Genomic DNA, 26,215 nt, shown 5'->3' on the forward strand with positions numbered 1-26,215 from the left:
TATGAGGCCTAGTCGGCAAGCGGATGATGATCGTTGACCAGCCGCACCAGCCGCTCCTCCAGCACATGGGTGTAAATCTGTGTCGTCGATATGTCGGCATGACCGAGCAGCTGCTGCACCGCCCTGAGATCGGCGCCATTCTGCAGGAGATGGCTGGCGAAAGCATGGCGCAGCACATGCGGCGATATCTTGCCCGAAGCGATGCCGGCCCGCGCCGCCAGTCCTTTGAGGTCGCGGGCAAAGACCTGGCGCGAGAGGTAGCCGCTGTCCGATGCGGCCGGAAACAGGAACGGACTGTCGGCGAAGGCCGGCACCCCGGCCCGGGCGGCCAGCCAGGTCCGCATCGCCGCGCGAGCCTTGGCCGACAGCGGCACCATGCGCTCCTTGTCGCCCTTGCCGCGCACGATGAAGAAACGGTCGTCGCGCTGCGCCACCGTCACGGGCAGGCCGACCAGCTCGGACACGCGCAGGCCCGTCGCGTAAAGCACTTCGACCAGCGCATGCAGGCGAAGCGCCGCCAGCCTGTCGCTATAGCCCAGCGCGGCATCGCCGGCTTCGGTCGCGGCGCGGTCGATCAGCCGGCCGGTCTCGGCCTCGCTCATCGTCTTGGGCAGCGGCCGACCCTTTTTCGGGCTGTCCAGCGTGCCGGTCGGGTCGTCGCCGCGCAGACCCTCGGCATAAAGGAATTTGAAGAACTGGCGGATCGCCGACAGTTTGCGCGCTTGCGAGGTCGGCGCGAAGCCGCGCGCGGCGATGTCGTCGAGATAGGCGCGGATATCGGCGACTGTCGCACCGGCAAGCCCGCCATCGATCTCGCCCGAAGCGTCTTCGAGGTCGCGCCGGTAGGAGGAAAGCGTGTTTTCGGCAGCGCCCCGCTCGGCGCTCATCATTTCCAGGAAGGCCTCGATGCGGGCGGCGCTGTTCATCCTAGGGATCAGTTTCTTCGGGTCAATTCTTCTTGGGATTCAGCTTGTCCGGGGGGATGCGCACGCTCATCTCCGCCTTTTTCGGCTCGACGAACATCACCAATGCGAACATCGTACCATAGGCAATGCCGGCCAGAATCGCGAGGGTCACGACAAAGCGAAACAGTGTCGGCATCAATTTTCGCTCGTCTTCTTGTTCTGCGTTTCCAAACCCTGTGCCCTTATGGGACGCCAATCCGGCCAATTCAAGGAAGAAGCGGAGGCCTGTTAGCAACTTCTGATGCAGGCGCCCATCCGCCCATATCGGGCTCCGGGCACTCGGCACGCTTGACGCAAACCGGCTTTTCATGTCGATACGCCGGCAAAGAGGGCCCAAGAAACAGCCGATGAACGCGCACCAGGCAAATCCTCCAGGCGAGACCCACGCCGCGCTGCTTGGCCGGCTGGGCGGCAGGTCCATTGTCTTTGTCGGCCTGATGGGCGCCGGCAAGACGGCGATCGGCCGCAAGGTGTCGACCATGCTTTCGCTGCCCTTCATCGATAGCGACCAGGAGATTGAAAGCGTTTCGCGCATGACGGTGCCGGAGCTGTTCGAGCGCTATGGCGAGACCGAGTTCCGGGCGTTGGAGCAGCGTGTCATCCTGCGCGTGCTGGAAAATGGCCCGCAGGTTCTATCGACCGGCGGTGGCGCCTTCATGAACGCGCAGACGCGCGAGGCCATCGCGGCCCATGGCGTGTCGGTGTGGCTGAAGGCCGAACTCGACCTTCTGATGGAACGGGTCTCCAAGAAGCAGAACCGGCCCCTGCTGAAGAGCGCCGATCCCCGCGCCGTGCTGGAGCGGCTGATGGGGGAGCGCTATCCGGTTTATGCGACCGCTGATGTCACCGTGCCGACCCGCGACGACCGCAAGGAGATCATCGCCGCCGAGGTGCTGGCCGCGCTGTGCCGGCATTTCGGCATCGAGGAAATCGCAGCGACGGGCGAGGTCGAATCGTGAGCGTGCCCGTCACCGTCGAAGTCGGACTTGGCGACCGGGCCTACGACATATTGATCGGTTCCGGTCTTCTGTCGCGCGCCGGTGAGGAGATTTCTCGCCGGCTGCCGGGCACGCGCGCCGCAGTCGTCACCGACGAGAATGTCGCCGCCGCGCATCTCGATACGCTGAAGGCAGGGCTTGAGAAGGGCGGCATCCAGCCCACCGTCATCACAATGCCACCCGGCGAGAAAACCAAGAGCTTCGCCCATCTCGAAGAGGTGGTCGATGGCGTTCTGGCAGCCAGGCTGGAGCGCGGCGACGTCGTCATCGCGCTTGGCGGCGGCGTGATCGGCGATCTCACCGGTTTTGCCGCCGGCATCGTGCGGCGCGGCATGAATTTCGTGCAGATCCCGACCTCGCTGCTGGCGCAGGTCGATTCCTCGGTCGGCGGCAAGACCGGCATCAACAGCCCGCGTGGCAAGAACCTTGTCGGCGTCTTCCTGCAGCCCAAGCTGGTGCTGGCCGACACTGAAGTGCTCGACACGCTGTCGATCCGCGAATTCCGCGCCGGCTATGCCGAACTCGCCAAATACGGGCTGATCGACCGGCCGGAATTTTTCGCCTGGCTGGAAGCGAACTGGAGACAAGTTTTCGCCGGCGGGCCGCAGAGGGCACAGGCGATTGCCGAGGCCTGCCGGGCCAAGGCCGATGTCGTCGCGCGCGACGAGTTCGAGACCGGCGACCGCGCGCTGCTCAATCTCGGGCACACGTTCGGTCACGCGCTCGAAGCCGCCACGCAGTATGACGGAGCCCGCCTCGTCCATGGCGAAGGGGTCGCCATCGGCATGGCGCTGGCGCATCGGTTCTCCTCGCGGCTCAATCTGGCCAGTCCCGACGACGCGGCGCGCGTCGAGACGCATCTGCGCGCCGTCGGCCTGCCGTGGCGGATGTCCGATATTCCAGGTGACTTGCCCGATGCCGAGGCGCTGCTTTCCTTCATCGGCCAGGACAAGAAGGTATCGCGCGGTGCGCTGACCTTCATCCTGACGCGCGGCGTCGGCCAGGCCTTTATCGCCAAGGACGTGCCCGCTTCGGAAGTGCTGTCCTTCCTGAGGGAAAACCATCCCACCAGCCGGAAAGCCGGCTGAGATGGACAACGAGACGGGCTGGATCGTCGTCGCCGTCCTTGCCATCATCGTCCTGCTGGTGGTTGCCGTGCGCACGCGTCTTCTCGCAATGTTCGGCTATGAGCTGTCGCGAATCGAGCCGCAGCGGTCGAGCCAGGACGAATTGCGTGGCGCGGTGGACGATTTCCGCCGCGACGGCCAGGTGGTGCGCGAGGACCGCGACCGCGTCGGCGGCCTGTTCGATCTCGAAGAGCTCGAAGTCTCCGATATCATGGTGCACCGCACCAACATGCGATCGGTGAATGCCGACAATGCGCCGGAAGCCGTGGTGCGCGAGATCCTGCAGAGCCCACACACGCGCATGCCGTTGTGGAAGGGCTCGCTCGACAATATCGTCGGCGTGCTGCACGCCAAGGATCTGTTGCGCGCGCTGAACGAAGTCGGCAATGATTTTTCCAGGATCGACGTGATGAAGATCGCCTCGAAACCCTGGTTCGTGCCCGACACCACGACGCTGCAGGAGCAGCTCAACGCCTTTCTGCGCCGCAAGGCGCATTTCGCCATCGTCGTCGACGAATATGGCGAGGTCGAGGGACTGGTGACCCTGGAGGACATCATCGAGGAGATCGTTGGCGAAATCGCCGACGAGCACGATGTCGACATACAGGGCGTCAAGCAGGAGGCGGACGGCTCCGTTGTCGTCGACGGCACGGTGCCGATCCGCGACCTGAACCGGGCGCTCGACTGGAACCTGCCAGACGAGGAGGCGACCACCATCGCCGGCCTCGTCATCCATGAGACACAGTCGATACCAGAGGAGAAGCAGGCCTTCACCTTTCACGGCAAGCGCTTCATCGTCATGAAGCGCGACAAGAACCGGATCGCCAGGATCAGGATCAGGCCGGTCGCATAGCACCGCGGCAGGCCACGTTACCGATCCTTCATTGGAACTTCGCGTCGTCCCGGTGCATTTTGCGCCGGGCGGTCAGGAGAAGATGATGATCGATCGGCGAACCCTGTTTTTGGCCTCGATGGCGGCTTTTCTGCCGGCCACGGCATTCGCGCGCCAATCCTCGCTCTCTCCCAAAACCTTCGATTACGGGCCGGCCAAGCTCGACATCTACGCGCCCGACGGCGCGAACGGACTGCCAGTCGTCTTTTTCGTCCACGGCGGCGCCTGGGAATTCGGCAAACGCAGCCAGGTGGGCGCCAAGCCGGCATTCCTGCTCGCCAACGGTTTCTGCTTCGTTTCGATCGACTACCGCATGCTGCCCGAGGCCGATGTCGCCACCCAGGCCGCCGATGTGGAAAAGGCCTATGCCTATGTCAGGGCCAACATCGCCGGGCATGGCGGCGATCCCAAGCGCATTGTCGGCATGGGCCATTCGGCGGGTTGCCATCTGATTGCCTTGACCGGCATGCGCGGCGGGCTGCCCGGCGTCGCCGGCCTGCTCCTTGACGACACCAGGGCCTATGACCTGGCGGCGCTCGAGAAAAATGGCGGCATGGTGCGGGCCTATGCGCGGGTCTTTTCCGATCGCTCGCAATGGGCGGCACTCTCGCCGGCCAGCTATGTCGACGGCCGCAAGCATCCGCCGACCTTCATCGCCTATTCGCGCGCCGAGGGCCGTGGCGAGGAGTCCAAGGCCTTTGCCGAGCGCCTGCGCGCCACGGGTACCGAGGTGACGCTGTTCGACGGCAGTGCCTATACGCATATGTCGATCAACCGCGATTTCGGCGAGGATGGTGACGCGCTGACCGCCGCCGCCCTGGCATTCCTGAAATCCGCGGCCGGCTGATCGCCGGCGACTTCCGCTCGTCCACTCCGGCAACTGGATCATGCCAAAAGCGGCGGCGGGATATTGCCGCGCGGACATCCACGGGTGCAATTGCTCCATCTGTTTGACGCAATCCGCAGCGCTACGCGCCTTTCCCGGGATTGCTCCTGACCGCGAATGGGAGAAAATTGCATGAATGGTGCCGATGTGCTGTGCGACGTGCTGCTGGCCAATGATGTGACGGTCTGCTTCGCCAATCCGGGCACCTCCGAGATGCATTTCGTTGCCGCGCTCGACCGCAAGCCGCAGATGCGTTGCGTGCTTGGCCTGTTCGAGGGCGTCGTGACGGGGGCGGCCGACGGCTATGCGCGCATGACCGACCGTCCGGCCGCGACTCTGCTGCATACTGGTCCGGGCCTGGCCAATGGGCTGGCCAACATGCACAATGCGCGCCGTGCCAGGACGCCAATGATTAACATCGTCGGCGACCATGCTTCCTACCACCTGCCCCTCGACGCGCCGCTCACCAGTGACATTGAAGGCCTTGCGGCGCCGATGTCCAACTGGGTGCGCCGGATCGAAGGACCAGCGGATGTCCAGCCGGCCACGGAAGCCGCCTTCCGCGCCTCGCTGACGCCGCCAGGGGTCACCACGCTGATCCTGCCGGCTGATGCTGCCTGGGGCGACGCCAACCCTGCCTCGCCGGGCAAGGTCGTGCTTTCTCCGCCGGCGGTCGACATGGATGCCGTGCGCGAGGCTGCCGCCGCGATCCGTGCCGCGCCGGGGCGGGTCGGCATGATCGTCCGCGGGCGTGCGGCGCGGGCCGATGCGCTCGAGATCGCCGGCCAGATCTCGACAGCCTGCGATGTCCGCCTGTTCAGTGAGGTGCTGATCGCGCGCATGCAGCGCGGTCGAGGGCGCGTGGCACCGACCCGCATTCCCTATCCGATCGATGCGGCGACGACGTTGCTGATGGATATCGATGTCCTGGTGCTGGTCGGCGGCAGCGAGCCGGTCGCCTTCTTCGCCTATCCGGGAAAACCGGGGCGGCTAGTTCGCGACGACTGCCAGGTGCTGACACTGGCCGCCCATGGCGATGATCTGCAGGCGGCGCTCGGAGCGCTTCGTGATGAACTCAGTGTCAAGCCGTCGCAGCAGACGGTGTTCGCGACCGCCTTTCCCGACGAGGCAGCGCCGCGCGGCCAACTCACGGAAGACGCCATCGCGCTGTCGGTAGCGCGCAAGCTTCCGGCCAATGCGATCGTCTGCGACGAGGCGGTCACTTCGGCCAGGCGTTTCTTCGCGCTATCGGCCTTTGCCGCGCCGCACGACTACATGATGGGCACCGGCGGATCGATCGGCGGCGGCATTCCGATGGCGACCGGAGCGGCCATCGCCTGTCCCGACCGCAAGGTGATCAACCTGGAGGCCGATGGCAGCGGCATGTACACGGTGCAGGGGCTGTGGACGCAGGCGCGGGAAAATCTCGACGTGGTGACGATCGTCTTTTCCAACCGCACCTACGCGATCCTGCATGGCGAGATGAAGAATGTCGGCGTCAACGCGATCGGCGAGAACGCCAGGCGCATGCTCGACCTCGACCATCCCGCGCTGGACTGGGTGTCGCTAGCCAAGGGCATGGGGGTGGAGGCGGCGCGCGCCGACACATGCGAGCGGTTCGACGCGCTTCTGGACAGTGCCCTGTCGCGGCGCGGCCCGTTCCTGATCGAAGCCGTGATCTGATTGTCCAACCGATGGGCGGGCGGGTCCGACCTACCAGCGCGTCTTCTCACCGGGCGCCGCCGGTTCGATCGCCAGCGCGTGCACGCCGGCCTTCAGTTCATCGGCCAGCAGTTCGTTGACGGCGCGGTGGCGGTCGATGCGGCTCATGCCGGTAAAGGCGGTTGAGACGACGCGGACGCGAAAATGCGTCTCGCCGGTGCCGTCATAGGTGCCATGATGGTCGGAGCCGTGGTGGTGGTGGCCGGCGTGGAGATGACTTTCGTTGATGATGACCAGCCGGTCCGGCGAAAATGCCTTGTTGAGCTTGTCTTCCATGGTTGCCTGTATGGACATTGCCGTCTCCCTTCACCACATATGGCTGGCGTACCAGCCCTGGGGCCGCTGTTTCGCAACTAAATCCGCCATTCGCCTGCATTAAGCCGCGATTCAGCGGTTAGGGCGATGATCGCGAAAATGTCAATTCTTGTTTCGCATCTGCGAACGCCCCATAAATGGGTGAGATGAAGCCGTATCCCAAATATTTCGAGAAGATTCGCGTCCGCCCCGACAAGGACGCGGAGCTGAAGTCGCACTCGCCGATCTGCCAGTGGGACGGCTGCAAGGAGCCGGGCACCCATCGCGCGCCGGTCGGACGCATGAAGGAGGGCGAGTATTTCCGCTTCTGCTTCGACCATGTGCGCGAGTACAACAAGGGCTTCAACTATTTCTCCGGCGTGCCGGATACCGAGGTGGCGCGCTTCCAGAAGGAAGCGATGACCGGCCACCGGCCGACCTGGAAGATGGGCGTCAACGGCGCCTCGACGCGTACCTCTCCCGGGATGGCGTCGCCCGATATGGCGCAGATGCGCTCCGGCCGCGCCGGCTACTACAACCGCATGCGCGACCCGTTCGACCTGTTCAAGGGACCGAAGGATCCGCGCGAGGCGCGCGAGCGCAAGGCCAAGCCGCTTGAGGCCAAGGCGCTGGAAACGCTTGGCCTTGATACAAAGGCGACTGGCAAGGATATCAAGGCGCGCTATAAGGAACTGGTGAAGCGTCACCATCCGGATGCGAATGGTGGCGACAGAGGTTCGGAAGACCGGTTCCGCGATGTGCTGCAAGCCTATCGCGTGCTCAAACAGGCGGGCCTGTGCTGAGCGACCCTATGGTTTGTGTCGTTTTCCAACTTTCATAAGGTTGGAAAAGGCTTTAAGACCGCCCCCGAACAAAATCGATTGCCGGCGAAACGGGACGTTTCGCCCGTGGAGACGTTGAGAGATATGAACAAGGTCGATCGCGACATCGCCAACCTGCCCGACACGACGGTGTCGGTTAAGGAGAAATTCGGCTTCGACTCCAAGATGGTGGTGCCGGCCTATTCGGTGACATCAGAACATGTGCCTGACGTCGATCCCGACTATCTGTTCGACAAGGCAACGACGCTGGCGATCCTCGCCGGCTTTGCCTACAACCGCCGCGTCATGGTGTCGGGCTATCACGGCACCGGCAAGTCGACCCATATCGAACAGGTCGCGGCCCGCCTCAACTGGCCCTGCGTGCGCGTCAACCTCGACAGCCATGTCAGCCGTATCGATCTCGTCGGCAAGGACGCGATCGTCGTCAAGGACGGGCTGCAGGTCACCGAATTCCGCGACGGCATCCTGCCCTGGGCCTACCAGCACAATGTCGCGCTCTGCTTCGACGAATATGACGCCGGCCGCCCGGATGTGATGTTCGTCATCCAGCGCGTGCTGGAATCCTCGGGCCGGCTGACGCTGCTCGACCAGAGCCGGGTCATCCGCCCGCATCCGGCGTTCCGCCTGTTCTCGACCGCCAACACGGTCGGCCTCGGCGACACCACCGGCCTCTATCACGGCACGCAGCAGATCAACCAGGCGCAGATGGACCGCTGGTCGATCGTCACCACGCTGAACTACCTGCCGCACGACAATGAAGTGAACATCGTGCTGGCAAAGGCCAAGCACTATCGCGACGGCAAGGGCAAGGACATCGTCAACAAGATGGTGCGCGTCGCCGACATGACGCGCTCGGCCTTCATCAATGGCGATCTGTCGACCGTGATGAGCCCGCGTACGGTCATCACCTGGGCCGAGAACGCCGAGATCTTCGGCAATATAGGCATGGCGTTCCGGCTGACCTTCCTCAACAAGTGCGACGAGCTCGAGCGCTCGGTGGTGGCTGAGTTCTATCAGCGCGCCTTCGGCGAGGATCTGCCCGAGAGTGCCGCCAACGTGGTGCTGGGCTAAGCAGAGCCTCGATGGCGGGTCCGGGCGACAACACGCGCAACAAGTCCAAGACGGGGTCTGAAGCCGACAGCTTCAAGCGCGCCGTCACCGTCTGCATGCGCGCCATTGCCGGCGACAAGGACATGGAAGTCGGCTTCGCTAAGGATCGGCCGGCGCTTGCCGGCAGCCGCGCGCGTTTGCCGGAACTGCCCAAAAAGGCCTCGAAGACCGATATCGCGATCACCCGCGGGCTCGGCGATTCCATGGCGCTGAAGCGCGCCTGCCACGATGCGCGCATCCACACCAAGCTGGCGCCGGAAGGCAAGGCGGCGCGCGCCATCTATGACGCGGTCGAGCAGGCCCGCGTCGAGGCGATCGGCAGCCGCGCCATGCAGGGCGTCGCCGACAATATCGGCTCGATGCTGGAGGATAAATACGCCAAGGCCAACCTCGTCGACGTCAAGGACAAGGCCGATGCGCCGATCGAGGAAGCGCTGGCGCTGATGGTGCGCGAGAAGCTGACCGGCCGGCCGGTCCCGAAGAGCGGCGAGCGGCTGGTCGAACTCTGGCGGCCCTGGGTCGAGGAGAAGGCCAAGGCCGACCTCGACGGGCTGTCGGCCAAGCTCGACGACCAGCAGGCCTTCGCCCGCGTCGTGCGCGAAATGCTCGCCTCCATGGAAATGGCCGAGGAACTCGGCGACGACCAGGAGACGGAAGACTCCGAGGACAATGACGACAACCAGCCGCAAGGCGAGGAGCAGAGCGAGGAGGGCGGCGAAGAGGATTCCGGCTCCGAGCAGTCGCAGTCCGAGGATGCCGAGGCTTCGGCCGATGACGAGCAGTCGTCGGAAACCGAAGCCTCCGACGCCACCGCCGACGATTTGTCCGACGATGACGATGCCGATGCGGAGACGCCCGGCGAGGCGCGCCGCAACGACAATCCCTTCACCAATCTGCCGAAGGAAATCGACTACAAGGTCTACACCACCGCTTTCGACGAGACGGTCGGCGCCGAGGAGCTTTGCGAAGAGGAAGAGCTCGACCGGCTGCGCGCCTTTCTCGACAAGCAGCTGGCCAATCTGTCGGGCGTCGTCGGGCGGTTGGCCAACCGTCTGCAGCGCCGGCTGATGGCGCAGCAGAACCGCTCCTGGGATTTCGACCTGGAAGAGGGTTACCTCGACCCGGCGCGGCTGGTGCGCGTCGTCATCGACCCGATGCAGCCGCTGTCCTTCAAGCAGGAACGCGACACCAAATTCCGCGACACGGTGGTGACGCTGGTGCTCGACAATTCGGGCTCGATGCGCGGCCGGCCGATCACGGTTGCCGCCACCTGCGCCGACATATTGGCGCGCACGCTGGAACGCTGCGGTGTCTCGGTCGAGATCCTCGGCTTCACCACCCGGGCGTGGAAGGGTGGGCAGGCGCGCGAGAAATGGCTGAAGGACGGCAAGCCGCCGAACCCCGGCCGCCTAAACGATCTGCGCCACATCATCTACAAATCCGCCGACCATCCGTGGCGGCGGGCACGGCGTAATCTCGGCCTGATGATGCGCGAAGGCCTGCTCAAGGAAAACATCGACGGCGAGGCGCTGCTGTGGGCGCACAACCGGCTGATCGCCCGGCCCGAACAGCGCAAGATCCTGATGATGATCTCGGACGGCGCGCCGGTCGACGATTCGACCCTGTCGGTCAATCCGGGCAATTACCTCGAGCGGCATCTGCGCGCCGTCATCGAACTGATCGAGACGCGCTCGCCGGTGGAATTGCTTGCCATCGGCATCGGCCATGACGTCACGCGCTATTACCGCCGCGCCGTCACCATCGTCGATGCGGAGGAACTGGCCGGCGCCATGACCGAGCAGCTGGCCTCGCTGTTTGCCGAAGAAAGCGTACGCGACACGCGGCGCGGCGGCATGCGGCGCGCCGGATGATCCTTTCGCGGGGCGGGTTTCGGCAGACGCTTTTCGTCGCCATCGCCCTGCTTGCCGGTGTGGCTTCGGCACCAGCCGGTGCGGCCGGGCCGGCCCTGGTTGAGCCCGTCGAGATTTCAGCCCGCCCGATCACCGAATTCCGCATTGGCCGGACCGACAGGCAGTTCGGTCCGCTCGAATTCGTCGGCGGGCTGGAAATGACCTCGAAATCGCGCGATTTCGGCGCGCTGTCGGCCTTCCGCTTTCTGAAAGCGGGCAGCGATTTCATCGGCGTGGCCGACACCGGCTACTGGTTCTTCGGCACGGTGGCCCGTGATGCCGACAGGCGGCCCGTGGCCATCCAGAACTTCCGCATGCAGCAGATGGTCGACCAGGATGGGCAGCCGATCGACGAGAAATGGGAAGTCGACGCCGAGGGCCTTGCGGTCAAGGATGGCATCGCCACGGTCGGTTTCGAGCGCAACCACCGCGTCTCCCAGTTCAGGATCGACCCGACCAATATGAAGGCGCCATACCGGCAACTCGATTTCCTGGTGCCGGCGCGGGAGTTGCGCCAGAACCGCGGCTTCGAGACGGTCACCCATGCCAATGCCAATGGCCAGCACGAGGGCGGTCTGGTCGTGGTCTCGGAAAAGAGCCTGGACAAGGCTGGCAATATCTATGCCGCCATCATCGAAGGGCCGCGCAAGGGCGTCTTCACCGTCAAGCGCAACGACGATTTCGACATCACCGATGGCGCCTTCCTGCCGGATGGCGACCTCTTGTTGCTGGAACGCAGTTTCACTATGGCGGGCGGGCTCAAGATGCGGCTAAGGCGCATCCATGGCGAGAGCGTCGAGAAGGGCGCCGTCGCCGACGGGCCGGTGCTGCTGGACGCCGACATGGGCTACCAGATCGACAATATGGAAGGTCTCGACGTCTGGACCCGCGATGACGGCGCGCTGATGGTGTCGCTGATCTCCGATGACAACCACTCGATCCTGCAGCGCAACCTCTACCTGGAATTCGTCCTCCACCAGGATTGAGCCCGGCCATACACGGCTTTTCGCTCACCCTCAGATGAGGCGGGCCCAGGCTTTTCGCCTATACTGATCTGCGGCCGCTGCCGCTCGTTCTTCCTTCGCGTCTTCGCCGCGACCTTCCGCTTCCTGGCGCGGGAGATGTCAGGCTTTGTCACGATACTTAAGTCAAGACTTGACAATTGCCACCGCGGTCGCAATACTCAAGTCCATGCTTAACCATTCCGAGATCGACAGCATCCTTCGCGCTCTTGTCGAGCCGACCCGTCGCCAGATCCTGGAACGGTTGAGCCGCGGACCGGCCACCGTCAGTCAGCTGGCGGAGCCGTTCGGCATGACGTTTGCCGCCGTGCTGCAGCATCTGCAGGTGCTGGAGGCCTGCGGGCTGATCCGCAGCGAAAAGATCGGGCGGGTGCGCACCTGCCGCATCGAGCCGGGTGGGCTTGCCCCGCTCGCCGACTGGATTGCCGAACGCCGCATACCGGCGGAACGCCACCTCGACCGGCTCGGTGAAATTCTGGCCGAGACGGACCAACCGCCTCCGAAAAACCAGGAACAGCAAAAGGACGAGAAGCAATGAACCAGATCGCCCCCGTGAAGGACGAGCATTCCGTCATCCACTCCACATTCACCATCGAGCGGACCTACCCGCAATCGCCGGCCAAAGTCTTCCATGCTTTTGCCGACAAGGCGACGGTGCGGCGCTGGCGGGTCGAAGGCGACGGTTTTACCATCGCCGAATTCAGCTTCGACTTCCGTGTCGGCGGTGGCGAGGTGTCGCGCTTCAGTTATGGCGGCGGCCCGGAGGTCAGGCTCGACGCCCAGTTCCAGGACATCGTTCCGGACCAGCGCATCGTGTTTTCCTACCGGATGGCGATCGGGCCGCAACCTATGTCGGTGTCGCTGACCACCGTCGAACTGACGCCCGTAGGCGATGGCACAAGGCTGACCTATACCGAGCAGGGCGCCTTCTTCGATGGCGTCGATTCCGCCAAGGGACGGGAGGAGGGGACGCGCGGGCTGCTGGAGGCCCTTGCCGCGGAACTTCAGAGGTCAAGATAAACCCGACGCCGCCAGCGACGGCTTGGTCAGGACCGTGGGCTGTTGGTGGCGATCCAGATGACATGGCGCGCGCCGCGCTTGCCGTTGGCGCGCGTGTTGACCTCCTCGACAGCGAAACCCGCCTGCTTGAGCCGCCGTGTGAAGCCTGTATCCGGCCCCTGCGACCACACCGCCAACACGCCGCCGGGTTTGAGGGCACTGCGCGCGGCGCCAAGGCCCGCAAGGCTGTAGAGGGCGTCATTGCCCTTGTGGACGATACCCTCGGGGCCATTGTCGACATCGAGCAGGATCGCGTCCCAGGCCGCAGGCCCCGACCGTATCGATTGCCCGACATCGGTCTCCTGGATGGTGACGCGGGGATCGTCGAGACAACCGCCAAACACGTCCGCCATCGGGCCGCGCGCCCAGGCGACCACGGCCGGCACCAGTTCGGCGACAGTGACGCTGGCATCCTTGCCGAGTTCGGCAAGAGCAGCGCGCAGCGTGAAACCCATGCCAAGGCCGCCGATGAGGATCCTCGGCTGCCGATGGCCCGAAATCCTCTGGCATGACAGTCTCGCCAGCGCTTCCTCGGAGCCGCTGAGGCGGCTGTTCATCAGCTCATTGGTGCCGAGCATGATCGAGAATTCGCTGCCGCGCCGCTTGAGACGAAGCTCTTGGGCACCATCCCCGGTCTTTGCCGAATCGAGCTGGACCCAGGGGATCATGGGCTTTGTCTGACCATGATCTTTTCCGAAAACCGGGAGCCACTTTTCGGGATCATGGTCTAGGCGGCCACTGCCGGCTGGCTCCAGCGGGTGGCGAGCAGCCGGTAGGGGATAAGCGCGACCACGGCAATGATCAATTTCACCGAGAGATCGCCCAGCGCCCAGGAAACCCAGCGCATGGCCTCGATATGGAAGACGCCCATCAGCGGCGCCGTTTCGAGCGCAAAGCTATCGTTCGGGCCAGCAAAGGCGAAGGCGGCCGAGAAAGCGACGGTGAAGAAGACCATCGTGTCGAACACCGATCCGACCAGCGTGCCGACGATCGGCGCCCGCCACCAGCTTTGCCGGCGCAGCCGGTTGAACACGGTCACGTCAAGCAATTGCGCGGACAGGAACGCCGCGCCTGAAGCAGCGGCGATGCGCGCCAGCCGGTCCGCGGCGGTCTCGAATTCGATCAGGCCATGGCGGAACAGGAAGGGCGGGACGAGGATCGAGCAGACCACCGCCGTCATGAAGCCGACAAAGACGATCCGGCGCGCCACGGCAGGCCCGTAGCGGCGGTTGGCGAGGTCGGTGACGAGGAACGAGAAGGGATAGGTGAAAGCGCCCCAGGTAAGCAGGTCCGCCAGCGACAGGCCGCCGATCTGGCCCTGCATCGGGAACTGCACCAGAATGTTCGACGCCACGACGACAAGCGCCATGGCGGCCACGAAGGGCAAATATCGCGAGAAGGAAGTCATTTTTTTATCCTGGGTAATGGAACCAGCGGAGCATCTGCCCATCGGGCGGTGCTCGCTTCGTAGCTGAGCATCGGATTGTCGAACCTTGCGGATCCATCCGATGCCCGCGGCCAACGAAATGTTGGCCAGAGGCCGACAAGAGGTCGGCCAGGGCGGTCGTCCCCCGCCTTTATCCGACGTTACGCGGCAGCCTGCTCGGCAAGCTTCTTGGCGATCTGCTTCTTCAGCAGGCGCGCGCGCTGCGACAATTCCTTGGCATCGGCCTTGGCCAGGAAGGCATCGAGGCCGCCGCGATGTTCGACCGAACGCAGCGCGTTGGCCGAGATGCGCAGGCGCACATTCTGGTTCAGCGCTTCCGAGATCAGCGTCACATTGACGAGGTTCGGCAGGAAGCGACGCTTGGTCTTGTTGTTGGCGTGGCTCACATTGTTGCCGGTCTGGACTGCCTTGGCAGTGAGTTCGCAGGTGCGGGACATAATTCTAACCTTCAGTTCTCTCGGGACCTGCCAAACCCTTGTGCCCACGCCGGGTGGCGCGCGGTTCTGGTCAGGCGGCCTTATGGAAAAAGTTGGCGTTCCATAGTTGCATTTCACCGGGGCGTCAAGCTCCGGCTTCCCCACGGAAGCGCCCGGCATTTCATATTAAGGCCGGATTTCACCCTATAAGCGGTCTTATAGGGACATGCCAGACCGGAGTTGCCCGCCTCCGGCCGAAAATCAAGGATCCGATCCCGCCATGCCTCGTTTGTCTCACGCACTTGTTTCCGTGCTTGTCATCGCCTTGCCGTCGGCCGCGTCCGCTGCCTCGCCGCAGTCCTTCAAAGGAGAATATACGGTCTCGTTCCTTGGCCTCACGATCGCAAGATCGACCTTCTCAAGCCATTATAAGAACGGCGCCTACGCGATCGACGGTACCGTGACGGCGGCCGGCCTCGCCAAGCTGTTCGACGACACGCGGGGTACGATCTCGTCCAAGGGCACGATTTCGGGCCAGAAGATGGTGCCGCAGGCATTTCGTGCCGATTACACCTCCGGCAAGAAGGCGTCCGCGATCGACATCCGCTTTACCAATGGCAACGTGACCTCGACGCAGGTCATCCCAGCGCCCGGCAAGCGCGATCCCAATGCCTGGGTGCCGATCGGTGCCGGCGACCTCGCCGCGGTGCTCGATCCAATGGCGGCGACCGTCATCCATGCCGACAGTCTCGACCAGGTCTGCGGCCGCAAGGTCAAGTTCTATGATGGCGAGATGCGCGCCGACCTGACGCTGACCTACGCCTCGAAAGGCAAGATCTCGGTGCCGGGCTACAAGGGCGATACCATCACCTGCCAGATGGGTTTCGAGCCGGTGGCGGGCTATCGCAAGGGACGCAAGGCGCTCAACTATCTCAAGAACAAAAGCCGCATGATGGTGACGTTTGCGCCGCTCGGCCAAACCGGAGTATATGCGCCGATCCACGCCACGGTCGGAACGCAGATCGGCACCTTGACCATCAGCGCCGGGCGTTTCGAAGCGGTACAATAGGCACGCCACCGGAAACAGAAGAGGGCGCGCCACGGGAGAAAAAATGGGGCGCGCAACACTGATCGGCTTTTCGGCGGTCGCCATGTGGGCGCTCTTGGCGCTGCTCACCGACGCATCCGGCAAGGTGCCGCCGTTCCTTTTGTCGGCAATCACCTTCTCGATCGGTACAGGGGTCGGTCTTGTCGCGCGTCTCCTGATGCCAACCGCCGACAGGAGCCAGAAGATACCACCCCAGGTCTGGGTCATCGGTATTGCCGGCCTGTTCGGCTACCACTTTTTCTATTTCACCGCCTTGCGCAACGCGCCGGCGGTGGAGGCGAGCCTGATCGCCTATCTGTGGCCGCTGCTGATCGTGCTGGGCTCGGCGCTGATGCCGGGCGAAAAACTGGCGTGGAACCATGTCGTCGGCACGCTGCTCGGCCTCGCTGGCACCGTGCTCATCGTGACCAAGGGTGGCGGGTTGGCCTTCGACGCGCGCTACACGTTCGGCTACACCATGGCAGCCGTCTGCGCCCTGCTGTGGTCGTCCTATTCGCTCCTGTCGCGGCGCTTTCCGTCGGTACCGACCAGCATCGTCACCTGGTTCTGCGGGGCGACCGCCGTGCTGTCGCTCGTTTGCCATCTGGCGTTGGAGCAAACGATCCTGCCGGACGGCGCCGGCCAGTGGCTGGCGGTGCTTGGCCTTGGCCTGATGCCGGTGGGGGCTGCCTTCTATGCCTGGGACATCGGTGTCAAGCGCGGCAATATCCAGGTGCTGGGCGCGGCGAGCTATGCGGCGCCGCTGCTGTCGACACTGGTGCTGATCGCGGCCGGCGTCGCCGAGCCATCGCTGCGCATCCTGGCCGCCTGCGTGCTGATCACCGGCGGCGCGGCACTCGCGGCGAAGTCGCTGTTCCTGCGCAAGCCGGCGGCGATTGAGGGCGAGGCCGGCGCATCCGAAAGCGGAGCCGGGGCATGACGATGCCGTTTGCCGGCGGCATCGACGCCAACGCCAATGCAACGCTTATCTTTTCGCTGGTGGCGGCGGTGATCTACGCCTTCTCCTCAGGCATGGCGCCGACGCTCGCCCGCTCGGCGGCAAAGACGCTCGCGGTCGCGATGCTTGCCGTGCTGGCGGCGCTGCAAGGTGGCCCGCTGCTGCTGGTCGCCGCTCTTGCGCTCAGCGCCATTGGCGACGCGTTCCTGTCGCGCGACGGCGAGAAGGCGTTTCTCGGCGGTTTGGCCAGCTTTCTCGTCGCCCACATCGTCTATATCGCGCTGTTCCTGCGCAGCGGTGGCGGGCTGGCACTGCTTGGCGCAGAATCCTGGCGTGGGGCGATTGCCCTGGCATTGGCGGTATTCGTGATCGTCATGCTGGCCGCGCTCTGGCGCCGCGTCGGCCCCAGCCTGCGTGTTCCGATCGCCTGTTATGTCCTGGCGATCTTGGCGATGGGCATGGCGGCACTGACCACCAACAGCGCCTGGGTCATCGGCGGCGCGGTGCTGTTCATGGCATCGGACGGGCTGCTGGCCACGGAGAAATTCCTGGTCGCGGCGATCTCGCCACATCGCGGCTGGATGCGTTTGGCCGTCTGGGTCTTGTACTATGCCGCCCAGGTCGCGATTACGCTGGGTTTCCTGCTGGGTTAGGATTCCAGCCCGGCGCCGCCAGTTCGAAGGCGGCGAAATCAAACCCCGGCGCGACGGTGCAGCCGACCAGCGTCCAGTCGCCCAGGCTGCGCGCCGATTGCCACCAGCCTGCCGGCACGACGATCTGCGGCCGTTCGCCCGCCGCGAGTTCGATGCCCAGCACCTGCTCGATCACGGCTGCGCCTACTTCCCACATCGACAGCGCCAGGGGCGCGCCGGCGTGGAAATGCCAGACCTCGGCGGCGTCCCTGACCCGATGCCATGCCGAAAGCTGGTGCTGTTCCAGCAGGAAGTAGATCGCGGTCGAATGGCCACGCGCACCGCCGGCTTCGTCGCGAAATGTCTCCGCGTACCAGCCGCCTTCCGGATGCGGTTTCAGCCCAAGCAAAGCGATGATTTCCGCGGAACTCGTCATGGGGTCGACGATACCACCAGGCTTAGAAATTGTCCTTGCGCTTGCGGATTTCGGCGAACACCTCGGCATCCCCGGCCTTTTCCATGCCGAGATGCTTGCGGATCGCAGGATCGTGCCAGCGCAGGAAGGGATTGGTCGACAGTTCCTCGCCGATCGTCGTCGGCAGTGTCGGCTTGTTCTCGACCCGCAGTGCCTCGATCCTGGCTGCGCGCTCCCTCAATGCCGAATTGGTCGGGTCGACGGTCAGCGCGAAACGGGCGTTGGCGAGCGTATATTCGTGGCCGCAATAGATTGTCGTCGCGGCGGGAAGCGCGGCCAGTTTCTTCAGAGAATCATACATCACAGGCGGTTTGCATTCGAACAGCCGCCCGCAGCCGAGCGCGAACAGCGTATCGGCGGTGAACGCCACCTGCGATGCCGGCAGATGATAGGAGACGTGCCCGGCGGTATGGCCGGGGGTGGCGATCACCTCGATGCGCTCATCGCCGAGATGAAGGATTGAGCCTTCCTCGACGGTCTCGTCGATGCCGGGGATTTTGGCCTTTTCCGCCTCCGGGCCGACGATGCGCAGCTTGAAGCGCTCCTTCAGCGCCAGATTGGCCTCGACGTGATCCATATGATGATGCGTGGTCAGGATCATCGTCGGCGTCCAGCCGGTGCGCTTGATCGCGGCCAGGATCGGCGCCTCCTCGGGCGCGTCGATGATCGCGGTCTGCCCGCTCCTGGGGTCATGCACCAGCACGCCGAAATTGTCCGTGCGGCACATGAACTGCTCGATTTCGACCGCCATCGCATCTCTCCTTTTGTCGCCGCAGACATAGGGCGCCAGAGGACGGATGTCATCCATGGGATGACGAATGTCATTCCCGTGGACGATGAATCTCATCCTAGTATGTCGGGCGCCTCAGGGCCCTTTGTTGAATCCGGCCGATATCACGGCTACATCCCTGACATGCATTCCGACATCGTCGACCTTCGCTCCTTCTACTCGACAACGCTCGGCCGGTTCGCCGAACGCTCGATCACCATGGCTCTGTCCTCGATATGGGCCGCCGTGCCAAACGAGCGCCTGGTCGGTCTCGGCTATACCTTGCCCTGGCTGGAGCGTTTCGGCTCCGATGCCGAGCGGGTCTTCGCCTTCATGCCGGCGACGCAGGGCGCCGTGGTCTGGCCGGCAACAGGGCCGACGGCGACCGCGCTGGTCTTCGACGAGGAACTGCCGCTGGTCGATTCCTGCATCGACCGCATGTTGCTCGTCCATTCGCTCGAACATGTCGAAAACCCGCGCGAGACGCTGAACGAGATCTGGCGGGTGCTGTCGCCCGCCGGGCGTGTCGTCATCGTAGTGCCGAACCGGCGCGGGGTCTGGGCGCGCTTCGAGCACACGCCGTTCGGCAATGGCCGCCCTTTCTCGCGCGGGCAGCTGACGGAACTGCTGCGCGAGGCGAATTTCACGCCCGCGGCGTGGTCGGATGCGCTGTTCTTCCCGCCATCGCGGCGACGCTTCATGATGCGTTTCCACAACGTGCTGGAGCGCTTCGGCCGGCGGCTGTGGCCGATCTTTTCCGGTGTCATCGTCGTCGAGGCGCAGAAGCGGCTCTACCAGGGCGTGCCGGTGGTCCAGCGCGCGTCTCGCCGCGTCTTCGTGCCGGTGCTGTCGCCGCATGGCGCGACACGGCTCGGCCGCCGGGCCGAGGCCGGAGGCGCGGCAACGTCGGCTCGCCAGGTGAAACCTTCGTGATCAGCGCGGAAACTTTCCTCGCGCGGCATTTTTCCGGCCTATCTGTCGTGCACGGGCGGCGGCCGTCGGCTCTCTTCATCCGGTTTCAGCATCGCACCTGAACGCAAGGACTTCTGATATGGCTGATCAACTGGACAATCAGGCCACCGTTCAGCCGGTCGCCGTGGCCAGCAGCCTGCGCGATCAGGTCGCGACGATCAAGCAAGCGCTGGTGGTATCGCCGGTTCGCAGGTGGTTGCTGTGGACATCGGTCGGCATCATGGCCGTCATCGTCGCGACATCGATCGGCCAGGTCCTGCTCAATCGCTGGAACCAGCCCTTCTACGATGCGCTGGCGCGCCGTGACATGGCGGCCTTCCTGCACCAGCTCCTTGTCTTTGCCATGATCGCCGGTGGGCTGCTGGTGCTCAATATCGGCCAGACCTGGCTCAACCAGATGATCCGGCTGAAGCTGCGCGAGGCGCTGACGCTGGACCTGATCGACCAGTGGATGCGGCCGGCGCGCGCCTTCCGGCTGGCCAACGCCGGCGCCATCGGCGTCAATCCCGATCAGCGCATGCAGCAGGACGCGGCGCATCTTTCGGACCTGTCGACGGACCTCGGCGTCGGGCTCCTGCAGTCGCTCATCCTGCTCGTCTCCTTCGTCGGTGTGCTGTGGGAACTGTCCTCGGGTTTCGTCTTCCACGTCAACGGCTGGTCGCTGGCCATACCGGGCTACATGGTCTGGGCCGCGTTTCTCTACGCCGGCACCGCCTCCTGGCTGAGCTGGCTGGTCGGGCGCCCGCTCATCAGCCTGAACAGCGACCGCTACACGCGCGAAGCGGAGCTGCGCTCCTCGATGGTGCGCGTCAACGAGAATGTCGATGCCATCGCGCTCTACCATGGCGAGGACGATGCCAGGCGGCGGCTCGAACTCGACCTCGGCACGGTGCTGGGCGCCATGCGGCGCATCTATACCGCCCAGATCAACCTCTCCTGGGTGACCGATACCTATGGCTGGATCACCGTCGTGGCACCGATCCTGGTCGCTTCGCCGGTCTATTTCTCGGGCGATATCAGCTTTGGCGGGCTGATGATGGCGGTCGGCGCCTTCAACCAGGTCCACTCGTCGTTGCGCTGGTTCATCAACAATATCGGCAGCATCGCCGACTGGCGCGCCACGCTGATGCGCGTCGCCGATTTCCGTATCGCGCTCAATGAAACCGATGTGCTGCACGACACCGAAAAGCGCATCACCTTCGACCAAAATGCCAATGGCAGCCTGACCTTCGAGAAGCTCGAAGTGGCCTCGCCGGAGGGCTGCACAAAACTCTCCGACGAACATGTCGAAATCCGCCCCGGCGAGCGCGTCATGATCACCGGCGAGCCGGGCGCCGGCAAGACGCTGTTCTTCCGCGCCATCGCCGGGCTTTGGCCCTGGGGCGGCGGAAAGATCGGCCTGCCGGCGGGAGAAACCCTCATCTTCGTGCCACGTGTCCCGTATTTGCCCGCGGGCACCCTGCGCGAGGTGCTCAATCACGCCAACGGGCATGCGCCCGCGAGCGATGCCGACATTTCGGCGGTGCTGGCCGAGGTAGGTCTTGAACGGCTGTCGTCGTCGCTCGACCGTGTCGGGCGGTGGGACCATGAGTTGGGTGATGACGAACAGCGCTTGCTGGGCGTGGCCAGGCTCGCCCTGCGGCAGCCGAAATGGGTGATCATCGACGAAGCGATGGATGCGTTCGATGGACCCGCGCTGCGACGCGTGCTGGCGATGCTGGAAAAGCACCTGACGGGAGCCACGATCATCAATATCGGGCGCGGCCAGCACAACAATCAGTTCTTTCCGCGCGGTTTGACGATCGTGAAGGATTCCGCTGCGCCGGCGCTGAAACCCGCCCGTGTCAGGGCCGGCGCCATCGATCCGCCACCCGCCGTTCGCCGCAAGAAGTAGGCTGTTTCTCCGGCTGCCTGCGCAAAACCTTATTTTGCCGTGATCGCGGCGGAAGATTTTCAGGGGAAACAACCCTGGCGCCGCCATGTTTGATGCTCTTCTGATTGCCTGTCTCACCTGCGCGCAGGCTGCGCCCATTGCCTCGCCACCGGCGCTGGCGGTCGATGTCGAACTGGTCCTGGCGGTCGACATCTCGTTGTCGATGGATGAGAAGGAGTTCGCGTTGCAACGCGCCGGCTATGTCGAGGCGCTGCGGCATCCCGACTTCATCCAGGCCGTCCGGTCCGGCAATACGGGCCGCATCGCGCTCGCCTATTTCGAATGGGCGGGCACCGTGCGCGATGACGCGATCATCGGCTGGCAGATCATCGATAGCGCGCAAAGCGCCAACAGCTTTGCCGACAAGGTGGCGGCGCGCCCGTTCCGGAGTTTTCGCGGCACCTCGATTTCCACCGCGCTTGCCTTCGGTGCCGGGCTTTTCGACAGGACGAACTTCGCCGGCGAACGCAGCGTCATCGATATATCGGGCGATGGTCCCAACAATATCGGGCCGCCGGTCACCGCCACGCGCGACGCGGCCATCGCCAAAGGCATCGTCATCAACGGCCTGCCGATCCTGATCAACCCGTCGCCGACCTTCAGCCATCTCGACCAGTATTATGCGCAGTGCGTGACCGGCGGGCCTGGCTCCTTCGTGCTGCCGATCCACGCGGCCGCCGAATTTTCCACCGCCATCCGGCGCAAGCTGATCCTCGAAGTGAGCGGCATTCAAGACAAGGCCGAGATCATTCCCGTCGAAGCGGACGCGCCGATCGACTGCCTGAAGGGCGAACGGGACAGGCGATTCCTGTCGGATCCCTATTTCCCGGAACTCGACCGGTAGGCCTGGCGGAGCCGGCCGGGCGCCGTGAAACGCCGATTTTGGGCCTCCACGCCCCAATAGGGATGCGGTTTCGCTCGCGCTCAAGGGTGATTCGTGCGCGGTGGATCGATGTCGGCCTATTACCTCAGGCGTAATCGAGTCTCGTCACTCCCTTTGGCAATCTGCAGCCACGAGGTCGGCAAATCGGCCTCGCTCGACAAGGGAGTTACGTCATGGCCGCTTACGCCGTTGCCCATATGCGCCAGGTCAGTATGGGTCCGCAGATCGTCGAATATCTGTACAGGATCGATGCCACGCTGGAACTTTCAGCGGCCGCTTCCTGGTCCATGGCGGCAATCTGGAGGTGATCGAGAACGATTGGCCGGGCAACCTCATCATCATCGAGTTTCCCGACCGGCGGCAGATGCGCCGGTGGTATGATTCGCCCGCTTATCAGGCAATACTGGCCCTGCGCACGGACAATTCCCAATCCGATGTGGTGTTCGCCGACGGTGTCGACCATCCGCACAAGGCCACGGATGTCCTGGGCTAGACGTTCCGTGCCTTACCGCTTCAGCAAGAACACCGCCTGCTGGCCGAAGAAATTCCAGAACCACCAGGGCATCGACAGGCCGATCCTCTGGCCGGCGGCGTCGAGCGCGGTCGCCTTTTCCACCGTCGCGCCAAGTTCCTCGCACAGGTTGACGAAGTCACGGATGGTGCAGAAATGGATGTTGGGCGTGTCGTACCAGGAGTAGGGCAGGTCCTGGGTCACCGGCATGCGGCCCTTGACGAACAGCGACAGGCGCACCCGCCAATGGCCGAAATTGGGGAAAGAGACGATCGCCCTGTTGCCGATCCTGAGCAATTCGTCGAGCACCAGTTTCGGGTTGCGGGTCGCCTGCAAGGTCTGCGACAGGACGACGAAGTCAAAACCCTTGTCGGGATAGAATTCGAGATCCTTGTCGGCATCGCCCTGGATGACAGAGAGGCCGCGCGCCACGCATTCGTTGACGCCGCGCTGCGACAGTTCAAGCCCGCGACCGTCGACCTGTTTGGTTTCCTGCAGCAATTCAAGCAAGGAGCCGTCGCCCGATCCCACGTCGAGCACGCGCGACTGTGGCGGGATAAGGTTGGCGACGACCTCGAGGTCGACGCGCTGGCTGCCGTTGACGCTCATGATATCGCCTCCTGTGTGGCGCATGATCCCGATCCTGAAAGTCCGCGACGTTCCGGGGTCATGCGCTCAGCCCTCTGGCGCGGGCCGCCGAGCCGATGAAGCCGTTGATGGCGGCGAACAGTTCCGGCTCGTCGAGCAGGAAGGCGTCATGGCCGCGATCGGTCTCGATCTCGACGAAGGATACCGAGGCGCCGGCGGCGTTGAGCGCGTGCACGATGGAGCGGCTCTCCTCGGTCGGAAACAGCCAGTCCGATGTGAACGACACCAGGCAGAAGCGGGTCTTGGTGCCGGCAAAGGCATCCGCCAGCCTGCCGCCATGATCGGCGGCGAGGTCGAAATAATCCATCGACCGCGTCATGTAGAGATAGGAGTTTGCGTCGAAGCGGTCGACGAAGGTCATGCCTTGGTGGCGCAGATAGCTTTCGATCTGGAAGTCGGCGTCGAAGCCGAAAGTCAGGTGGTCGCGATCCTGCAGATTGCGGCCGAATTTACGGTGCAAAGCTGCTTCCGACAGATAGGTGATGTGGGCCGCCATGCGCGCCACCGCCAGGCCCTTTTCCGGGCGCTTGCCGTGCTCGAAATATTTGCCGCCGTGCCAGTCCGGATCGGCCATGACGGCCTGCCGGCCGACTTCATGGAAGGCGATGTTCTGCGAGGAATGGCGGGCACCCGTGGCGATCGGCAGCGCCGAAAAGACGCGCTCGGGGTAGCTCGACGCCCATTCCAGCACCTGCATGCCGCCCATCGAGCCGCCAAGCACGCAAAACAGCTTTTCGATGCCGAAATGATCGATCAGCATCTGCTGCGCACGCACCATGTCGCGAATGGTGATGACAGGCAGGTCGAGCCCATAGGGCTTGCCGGTGACGGGGTTGGTCGAGGCCGGACCGGTGGAGCCCAGGCAGCCACCGATCACGTTGGAGCAGATGACGAAGAAACGGTTGGTGTCGATGATCCTGCCGGGGCCGATCAGCACTTCCCACCAGCCCGGCTTGCCGGTCACCGGGTTGGTGTTGGCGACATGCTGGTCGCCGGTCAGCGCATGGCAGACGAGAATGGCATTGGAGCGGGCATCGTTCAGCGTGCCATAGGTCTGGTAGGCGATCTGGAACGGCGACAAAAGCGTGCCGGCGTCGAGCTTGAGCGGCTGGTCGGGCCCGAAGCGCAACACCGGGCTCGACGGTTGGTCGGCCTCGTTGTTGGTCTTTCCTGCACGCGGAGCGGCCATTCACGTACTCACTTGCTGCATCATGGCCGACGAAAAATCGCCGCCGATGCGTTTTGTCCGGCCGGCCGCGGACAATAAAAAACCGGCATTGCCTTCGCAAAGCCGGTTACGTCACGCAAACGGCCCTTTAGCGAATTGTTTAACGTGGCTGCAAGCCGACCGGCCAAATCACCACGGAACTGTCACTGTCCTTCTAGAACTCGCCCGCCTCGCCGTCAATGCCGGAGCCCGGGCCGGAAACCGGGCCGGCTGCTGGCCCCACCGCCGCCTCTCGACATTGCCGGCCATGACTTGTATTTCCGCTGCGGCCTCCGGATGGAGGCATTTTCGACGGATTTTGCAAAAAATGAACCAGACACCGGATCAGGCACGTCCAACCCCGCGCGCGGGCATCATGGACATAGACGCCTATGTGCCCGGCAAGAGCGCGGCGCCGGCCGGTGTCGCCAAGGTCTACAAGCTGTCGTCGAACGAGAACCCGCTCGGTCCGTCACCGAAGGCGATCGAGGCCGCGCGCGACGTCGCCGCCAGGCTCGACGTCTATCCCGACGGCACCGCCAGGCGGCTGCGCGAGGCGATCGCCGAGGTGCATGGCCTCAACGCGCAGAACATTATCTGCTCGAACGGCTCCGACGAGATCCTCGGCCTGTTGGCACAGACCTATCTGGCGCCAGGCGATGAGGCCATATTCACCGAACACGCCTTCATGGTCTACAAGATCTACATCCAGTCGGCCGGCGCCGCGCCGATCGCGGTCAAGGAGACCGACGAGCGCGCCGACATCGATGCAATGCTGGCCGCCGTCACGCCGAGAACCAAGATCGTGTTCCTCGCCAATCCCAACAATCCGACCGGCACCTATGTGCCGTTCCAGGAGGTGCGCCGCCTGCATGCCGGCCTGCCCAAACATGTGCTGCTGGTGCTCGACGCGGCCTATGCCGAATATGTCCGCCGCAACGACTACGAAGCCGGCATCGAACTGGTCGGCAGCGCCGAGAACGTGGTGATGACGCGCACCTTCTCCAAGATCGGCCTTGGCGGAGCGCGGATCGGCTGGATGTACGGGCCGATGCACATCGTCGACGCCATCAACCGCGTGCGCGGTCCCTTCAATGTCAATGCGACTGCGATCGAGGCCGGCATCGCCGCGATCCGCGACCGCGCCCATGTCGAGCGCAGCGTGGCGCATAACGAGACCTGGCTCACCTGGCTGGGCGCAGAGATGACCGGGCTTGGGTTGCGGGTGACGCCCAGCGTCGGCAATTTCCTCCTCATTCATTTTCCCGACGACCAGAAGCATTCGGCGGCGGCGGCGGACGATTACCTGACCGCGCGCGGTTACATACTGCGGCGCGTTTCCGGCTACGGCTTCCCCAACGCGCTGCGCATGACCGTTGGCACCGAAGAGGCCAATCGCGGCGTCGTTGCCGCGCTCACGACATTCCTGAAAAGCTAGAACGCCCGAAAG

The 26,215-nt window shown here is 64.2% G+C and carries 28 protein-coding genes, 1 pseudogene and 1 riboswitch; of the genes and pseudogenes, 19 read left to right on the top strand and 10 right to left on the bottom strand.

Translation table 11 applies throughout. From position 1 onward, the window contains the following. Positions 1-8: 8 nt before the first annotated feature. Positions 9-926, bottom strand: coding sequence for a site-specific tyrosine recombinase XerD (locus EB815_RS08385; RefSeq protein WP_056575992.1), 918 nt, complete (start codon positions 924-926; stop codon positions 9-11). 22 nt (positions 927-948) lie between these two features. Continuing rightward, positions 949-1,101, bottom strand: a complete 153-nt coding sequence (locus tag EB815_RS08390) for a hypothetical protein (RefSeq protein ID WP_056575994.1) — start codon at positions 1,099-1,101, stop codon at positions 949-951. A gap of 211 nt (positions 1,102-1,312) precedes the next feature. On the opposite strand from EB815_RS08390, the gene EB815_RS08395 reads away from it, so the two are divergent. The 5 genes from EB815_RS08395 (at position 1,313) to EB815_RS08415 (ending at position 6,551) form a co-directional block, all read left to right on the top strand. After that, positions 1,313-1,924: a shikimate kinase gene (locus EB815_RS08395; protein ID WP_056576565.1), complete on the top strand. Its 612-nt coding sequence runs from the start codon at positions 1,313-1,315 to the stop codon at positions 1,922-1,924. Further along, complete coding sequence (aroB, locus tag EB815_RS08400; RefSeq protein WP_244494127.1) at positions 1,921-3,051, top strand: 3-dehydroquinate synthase; 1,131 nt, start codon at positions 1,921-1,923, stop codon at positions 3,049-3,051. Before EB815_RS08395 ends, aroB begins: the two co-directional genes overlap by 4 nt. Before the next feature lies 1 nt (position 3,052). Continuing rightward, positions 3,053-3,943, top strand: coding sequence for an HlyC/CorC family transporter (locus tag EB815_RS08405; protein ID WP_056575996.1), 891 nt, complete (start codon positions 3,053-3,055; stop codon positions 3,941-3,943). An 85-nt stretch (positions 3,944-4,028) separates the two neighbouring features. Further along, the gene (locus EB815_RS08410; protein WP_056576572.1) at positions 4,029-4,829 is read left to right on the top strand and encodes an alpha/beta hydrolase; all 801 of its coding nucleotides are present in this window, start codon (positions 4,029-4,031) and stop codon (positions 4,827-4,829) included. A 171-nt stretch (positions 4,830-5,000) separates the two neighbouring features. Continuing rightward, entirely contained in the window at positions 5,001-6,551 is a 1,551-nt protein-coding gene (locus EB815_RS08415; RefSeq protein ID WP_056575998.1) for an acetolactate synthase large subunit, read from the top strand. Between the two features lie 30 nt (positions 6,552-6,581). Here the strand turns inward: EB815_RS08415 and EB815_RS08420 are convergent, their stop codons facing one another. Beyond that, a complete protein-coding gene (locus EB815_RS08420; protein WP_056575999.1) occupies positions 6,582-6,884 on the bottom strand; it encodes a BolA family protein in 303 nt (100 codons plus the stop codon). A 158-nt stretch (positions 6,885-7,042) separates the two neighbouring features. Here EB815_RS08420 and EB815_RS08425 point away from each other — a divergent pair, with 158 nt between their 5' ends. From EB815_RS08425 to EB815_RS08450, 6 genes are all read left to right on the top strand, one after another. Continuing rightward, positions 7,043-7,687 carry a J domain-containing protein gene (locus EB815_RS08425; protein ID WP_056576000.1) on the top strand — a complete coding sequence of 215 codons (645 nt, stop codon included), beginning with the start codon at positions 7,043-7,045 and terminating at the stop codon, positions 7,685-7,687. 123 nt (positions 7,688-7,810) lie between these two features. Next, complete coding sequence (cobS, locus tag EB815_RS08430; protein ID WP_056576002.1) at positions 7,811-8,797, top strand: cobaltochelatase subunit CobS; 987 nt, start codon at positions 7,811-7,813, stop codon at positions 8,795-8,797. Positions 8,798-8,808: 11 nt separating this feature from the next. Further along, positions 8,809-10,707 carry a cobaltochelatase subunit CobT gene (gene cobT, locus EB815_RS08435; RefSeq protein ID WP_056576004.1) on the top strand — a complete coding sequence of 633 codons (1,899 nt, stop codon included), beginning with the start codon at positions 8,809-8,811 and terminating at the stop codon, positions 10,705-10,707. Further along, positions 10,704-11,732: an esterase-like activity of phytase family protein gene (locus EB815_RS08440; RefSeq protein WP_056576006.1), complete on the top strand. Its 1,029-nt coding sequence runs from the start codon at positions 10,704-10,706 to the stop codon at positions 11,730-11,732. The genes cobT and EB815_RS08440 overlap by 4 nt, the downstream gene beginning before the upstream one ends. Positions 11,733-11,937: 205 nt before the next feature. Next, complete coding sequence (locus EB815_RS08445) at positions 11,938-12,306, top strand: ArsR/SmtB family transcription factor (protein ID WP_056576575.1); 369 nt, start codon at positions 11,938-11,940, stop codon at positions 12,304-12,306. After that, positions 12,303-12,788, top strand: a complete 486-nt coding sequence (locus tag EB815_RS08450) for an SRPBCC family protein (protein ID WP_056576008.1) — start codon at positions 12,303-12,305, stop codon at positions 12,786-12,788. Before EB815_RS08445 ends, EB815_RS08450 begins: the two co-directional genes overlap by 4 nt. A gap of 26 nt (positions 12,789-12,814) precedes the next feature. On the opposite strand, the gene EB815_RS08455 is transcribed toward EB815_RS08450, so the two are convergent. From EB815_RS08455 to rpmB, 3 genes are all read right to left on the bottom strand, one after another. Further along, on the bottom strand, positions 12,815-13,495 hold the full coding sequence (locus tag EB815_RS08455) for a spermidine synthase (RefSeq protein ID WP_056576009.1): 681 nt from the start codon (positions 13,493-13,495) through the stop codon (positions 12,815-12,817). Between the two features lie 59 nt (positions 13,496-13,554). Next, positions 13,555-14,235 carry a queuosine precursor transporter gene (locus tag EB815_RS08460; RefSeq protein WP_056576011.1) on the bottom strand — a complete coding sequence of 227 codons (681 nt, stop codon included), beginning with the start codon at positions 14,233-14,235 and terminating at the stop codon, positions 13,555-13,557. 179 nt (positions 14,236-14,414) lie between these two features. Beyond that, positions 14,415-14,711, bottom strand: coding sequence for a 50S ribosomal protein L28 (gene rpmB / locus EB815_RS08465; protein WP_056576014.1), 297 nt, complete (start codon positions 14,709-14,711; stop codon positions 14,415-14,417). 259 nt (positions 14,712-14,970) lie between these two features. Here rpmB and EB815_RS08470 point away from each other — a divergent pair, with 259 nt between their 5' ends. The 3 genes from EB815_RS08470 to EB815_RS08480 are packed head-to-tail and all read left to right on the top strand — an operon-like array spanning position 14,971 to position 17,388. After that, positions 14,971-15,759 (top strand): DUF3108 domain-containing protein, encoded by a 789-nt coding sequence (locus EB815_RS08470; RefSeq protein ID WP_056576018.1) that lies wholly within the window; start codon positions 14,971-14,973, stop codon positions 15,757-15,759. A 43-nt stretch (positions 15,760-15,802) separates the two neighbouring features. Next, positions 15,803-16,717 carry an aromatic amino acid exporter YddG gene (gene yddG, locus EB815_RS08475; protein WP_056576021.1) on the top strand — a complete coding sequence of 305 codons (915 nt, stop codon included), beginning with the start codon at positions 15,803-15,805 and terminating at the stop codon, positions 16,715-16,717. Further along, on the top strand, positions 16,714-17,388 hold the full coding sequence (locus tag EB815_RS08480) for a lysoplasmalogenase (protein ID WP_056576024.1): 675 nt from the start codon (positions 16,714-16,716) through the stop codon (positions 17,386-17,388). The genes yddG and EB815_RS08480 overlap by 4 nt, the downstream gene beginning before the upstream one ends. On the opposite strand, the gene EB815_RS08485 is transcribed toward EB815_RS08480, so the two are convergent. Then, entirely contained in the window at positions 17,363-17,803 is a 441-nt protein-coding gene (locus tag EB815_RS08485) for a cupin domain-containing protein (protein ID WP_056576028.1), read from the bottom strand. The genes EB815_RS08480 and EB815_RS08485 overlap by 26 nt on opposite strands. A 22-nt stretch (positions 17,804-17,825) precedes the next feature. Next, positions 17,826-18,593: a hydroxyacylglutathione hydrolase gene (gloB, locus tag EB815_RS08490; RefSeq protein WP_056576579.1), complete on the bottom strand. Its 768-nt coding sequence runs from the start codon at positions 18,591-18,593 to the stop codon at positions 17,826-17,828. Positions 18,594-18,755: 162 nt separating this feature from the next. Here gloB and EB815_RS08495 point away from each other — a divergent pair, with 162 nt between their 5' ends. The 4 genes and pseudogenes from EB815_RS08495 (at position 18,756) to EB815_RS08510 (ending at position 22,892) form a co-directional block, all read left to right on the top strand. Beyond that, a complete protein-coding gene (locus tag EB815_RS08495) occupies positions 18,756-19,544 on the top strand; it encodes a class I SAM-dependent methyltransferase (protein ID WP_056576031.1) in 789 nt (262 codons plus the stop codon). Positions 19,545-19,662: 118 nt separating this feature from the next. Further along, on the top strand, positions 19,663-21,477 hold the full coding sequence (locus tag EB815_RS08500) for an ABC transporter ATP-binding protein/permease (protein WP_056576033.1): 1,815 nt from the start codon (positions 19,663-19,665) through the stop codon (positions 21,475-21,477). An 85-nt stretch (positions 21,478-21,562) separates the two neighbouring features. Next, on the top strand, positions 21,563-22,360 hold the full coding sequence (locus tag EB815_RS08505) for a DUF1194 domain-containing protein (protein WP_056576036.1): 798 nt from the start codon (positions 21,563-21,565) through the stop codon (positions 22,358-22,360). 212 nt (positions 22,361-22,572) lie between these two features. Further along, a pseudogene (locus tag EB815_RS08510) lies at positions 22,573-22,892 on the top strand (DUF1330 domain-containing protein). Positions 22,893-22,904: 12 nt separating this feature from the next. Here EB815_RS08510 and metW read toward each other — a convergent pair. Beyond that, entirely contained in the window at positions 22,905-23,519 is a 615-nt protein-coding gene (gene metW / locus EB815_RS08515; RefSeq protein ID WP_056576582.1) for a methionine biosynthesis protein MetW, read from the bottom strand. A gap of 58 nt (positions 23,520-23,577) precedes the next feature. Beyond that, on the bottom strand, positions 23,578-24,747 hold the full coding sequence (metX, locus tag EB815_RS08520) for a homoserine O-acetyltransferase MetX (RefSeq protein WP_056576042.1): 1,170 nt from the start codon (positions 24,745-24,747) through the stop codon (positions 23,578-23,580). A 107-nt stretch (positions 24,748-24,854) separates the two neighbouring features. Continuing rightward, positions 24,855-24,932, bottom strand: a riboswitch (SAM riboswitch). Positions 24,933-25,093: 161 nt separating this feature from the next. On the opposite strand from metX, the gene hisC reads away from it, so the two are divergent. Then, positions 25,094-26,203: a histidinol-phosphate transaminase gene (gene hisC, locus EB815_RS08525; protein ID WP_056576045.1), complete on the top strand. Its 1,110-nt coding sequence runs from the start codon at positions 25,094-25,096 to the stop codon at positions 26,201-26,203. The last annotated feature ends 12 nt before the right edge of the window (positions 26,204-26,215 follow it).

Origin of the sequence: Mesorhizobium loti (assembly GCF_013170705.1) — a bacterium.
GTDB classification, from domain to species: domain Bacteria; phylum Pseudomonadota; class Alphaproteobacteria; order Rhizobiales; family Rhizobiaceae; genus Mesorhizobium; species Mesorhizobium loti_D.

What these genes read in the sequence shown, in the direction of transcription:
- EB815_RS08445 (WP_056576575.1), top strand. Translation starts at nt 11,938, where the DNA reads ATGCTTAACCATTCCGAGATCGACAGCATCCTTCGCGCTCTTGTCGAG.
- EB815_RS08485 (WP_056576028.1), bottom strand. Translation starts at nt 17,803, where the DNA reads ATGACGAGTTCCGCGGAAATCATCGCTTTGCTTGGGCTGAAACCGCAT.
- EB815_RS08395 (WP_056576565.1), top strand. Translation starts at nt 1,313, where the DNA reads ATGAACGCGCACCAGGCAAATCCTCCAGGCGAGACCCACGCCGCGCTG.
- EB815_RS08390 (WP_056575994.1), bottom strand. Translation starts at nt 1,101, where the DNA reads ATGCCGACACTGTTTCGCTTTGTCGTGACCCTCGCGATTCTGGCCGGC.
- EB815_RS08500 (WP_056576033.1), top strand. Translation starts at nt 19,663, where the DNA reads ATGGCTGATCAACTGGACAATCAGGCCACCGTTCAGCCGGTCGCCGTG.
- hisC (WP_056576045.1), top strand. Translation starts at nt 25,094, where the DNA reads ATGAACCAGACACCGGATCAGGCACGTCCAACCCCGCGCGCGGGCATC.
- EB815_RS08450 (WP_056576008.1), top strand. Translation starts at nt 12,303, where the DNA reads ATGAACCAGATCGCCCCCGTGAAGGACGAGCATTCCGTCATCCACTCC.
- yddG (WP_056576021.1), top strand. Translation starts at nt 15,803, where the DNA reads ATGGGGCGCGCAACACTGATCGGCTTTTCGGCGGTCGCCATGTGGGCG.
- metW (WP_056576582.1), bottom strand. Translation starts at nt 23,519, where the DNA reads ATGAGCGTCAACGGCAGCCAGCGCGTCGACCTCGAGGTCGTCGCCAAC.
- EB815_RS08470 (WP_056576018.1), top strand. Translation starts at nt 14,971, where the DNA reads ATGCCTCGTTTGTCTCACGCACTTGTTTCCGTGCTTGTCATCGCCTTG.
- EB815_RS08440 (WP_056576006.1), top strand. Translation starts at nt 10,704, where the DNA reads ATGATCCTTTCGCGGGGCGGGTTTCGGCAGACGCTTTTCGTCGCCATC.
- EB815_RS08495 (WP_056576031.1), top strand. Translation starts at nt 18,756, where the DNA reads ATGCATTCCGACATCGTCGACCTTCGCTCCTTCTACTCGACAACGCTC.
- metX (WP_056576042.1), bottom strand. Translation starts at nt 24,747, where the DNA reads ATGGCCGCTCCGCGTGCAGGAAAGACCAACAACGAGGCCGACCAACCG.
- cobT (WP_056576004.1), top strand. Translation starts at nt 8,809, where the DNA reads ATGGCGGGTCCGGGCGACAACACGCGCAACAAGTCCAAGACGGGGTCT.
- EB815_RS08455 (WP_056576009.1), bottom strand. Translation starts at nt 13,495, where the DNA reads ATGATCCCCTGGGTCCAGCTCGATTCGGCAAAGACCGGGGATGGTGCC.
- EB815_RS08410 (WP_056576572.1), top strand. Translation starts at nt 4,029, where the DNA reads ATGATCGATCGGCGAACCCTGTTTTTGGCCTCGATGGCGGCTTTTCTG.
- EB815_RS08415 (WP_056575998.1), top strand. Translation starts at nt 5,001, where the DNA reads ATGAATGGTGCCGATGTGCTGTGCGACGTGCTGCTGGCCAATGATGTG.
- EB815_RS08405 (WP_056575996.1), top strand. Translation starts at nt 3,053, where the DNA reads ATGGACAACGAGACGGGCTGGATCGTCGTCGCCGTCCTTGCCATCATC.
- EB815_RS08385 (WP_056575992.1), bottom strand. Translation starts at nt 926, where the DNA reads ATGAACAGCGCCGCCCGCATCGAGGCCTTCCTGGAAATGATGAGCGCC.
- EB815_RS08505 (WP_056576036.1), top strand. Translation starts at nt 21,563, where the DNA reads ATGTTTGATGCTCTTCTGATTGCCTGTCTCACCTGCGCGCAGGCTGCG.
- rpmB (WP_056576014.1), bottom strand. Translation starts at nt 14,711, where the DNA reads ATGTCCCGCACCTGCGAACTCACTGCCAAGGCAGTCCAGACCGGCAAC.
- EB815_RS08460 (WP_056576011.1), bottom strand. Translation starts at nt 14,235, where the DNA reads ATGACTTCCTTCTCGCGATATTTGCCCTTCGTGGCCGCCATGGCGCTT.
- gloB (WP_056576579.1), bottom strand. Translation starts at nt 18,593, where the DNA reads ATGGCGGTCGAAATCGAGCAGTTCATGTGCCGCACGGACAATTTCGGC.
- EB815_RS08420 (WP_056575999.1), bottom strand. Translation starts at nt 6,884, where the DNA reads ATGTCCATACAGGCAACCATGGAAGACAAGCTCAACAAGGCATTTTCG.
- cobS (WP_056576002.1), top strand. Translation starts at nt 7,811, where the DNA reads ATGAACAAGGTCGATCGCGACATCGCCAACCTGCCCGACACGACGGTG.
- EB815_RS08425 (WP_056576000.1), top strand. Translation starts at nt 7,043, where the DNA reads ATGGGTGAGATGAAGCCGTATCCCAAATATTTCGAGAAGATTCGCGTC.
- EB815_RS08480 (WP_056576024.1), top strand. Translation starts at nt 16,714, where the DNA reads ATGACGATGCCGTTTGCCGGCGGCATCGACGCCAACGCCAATGCAACG.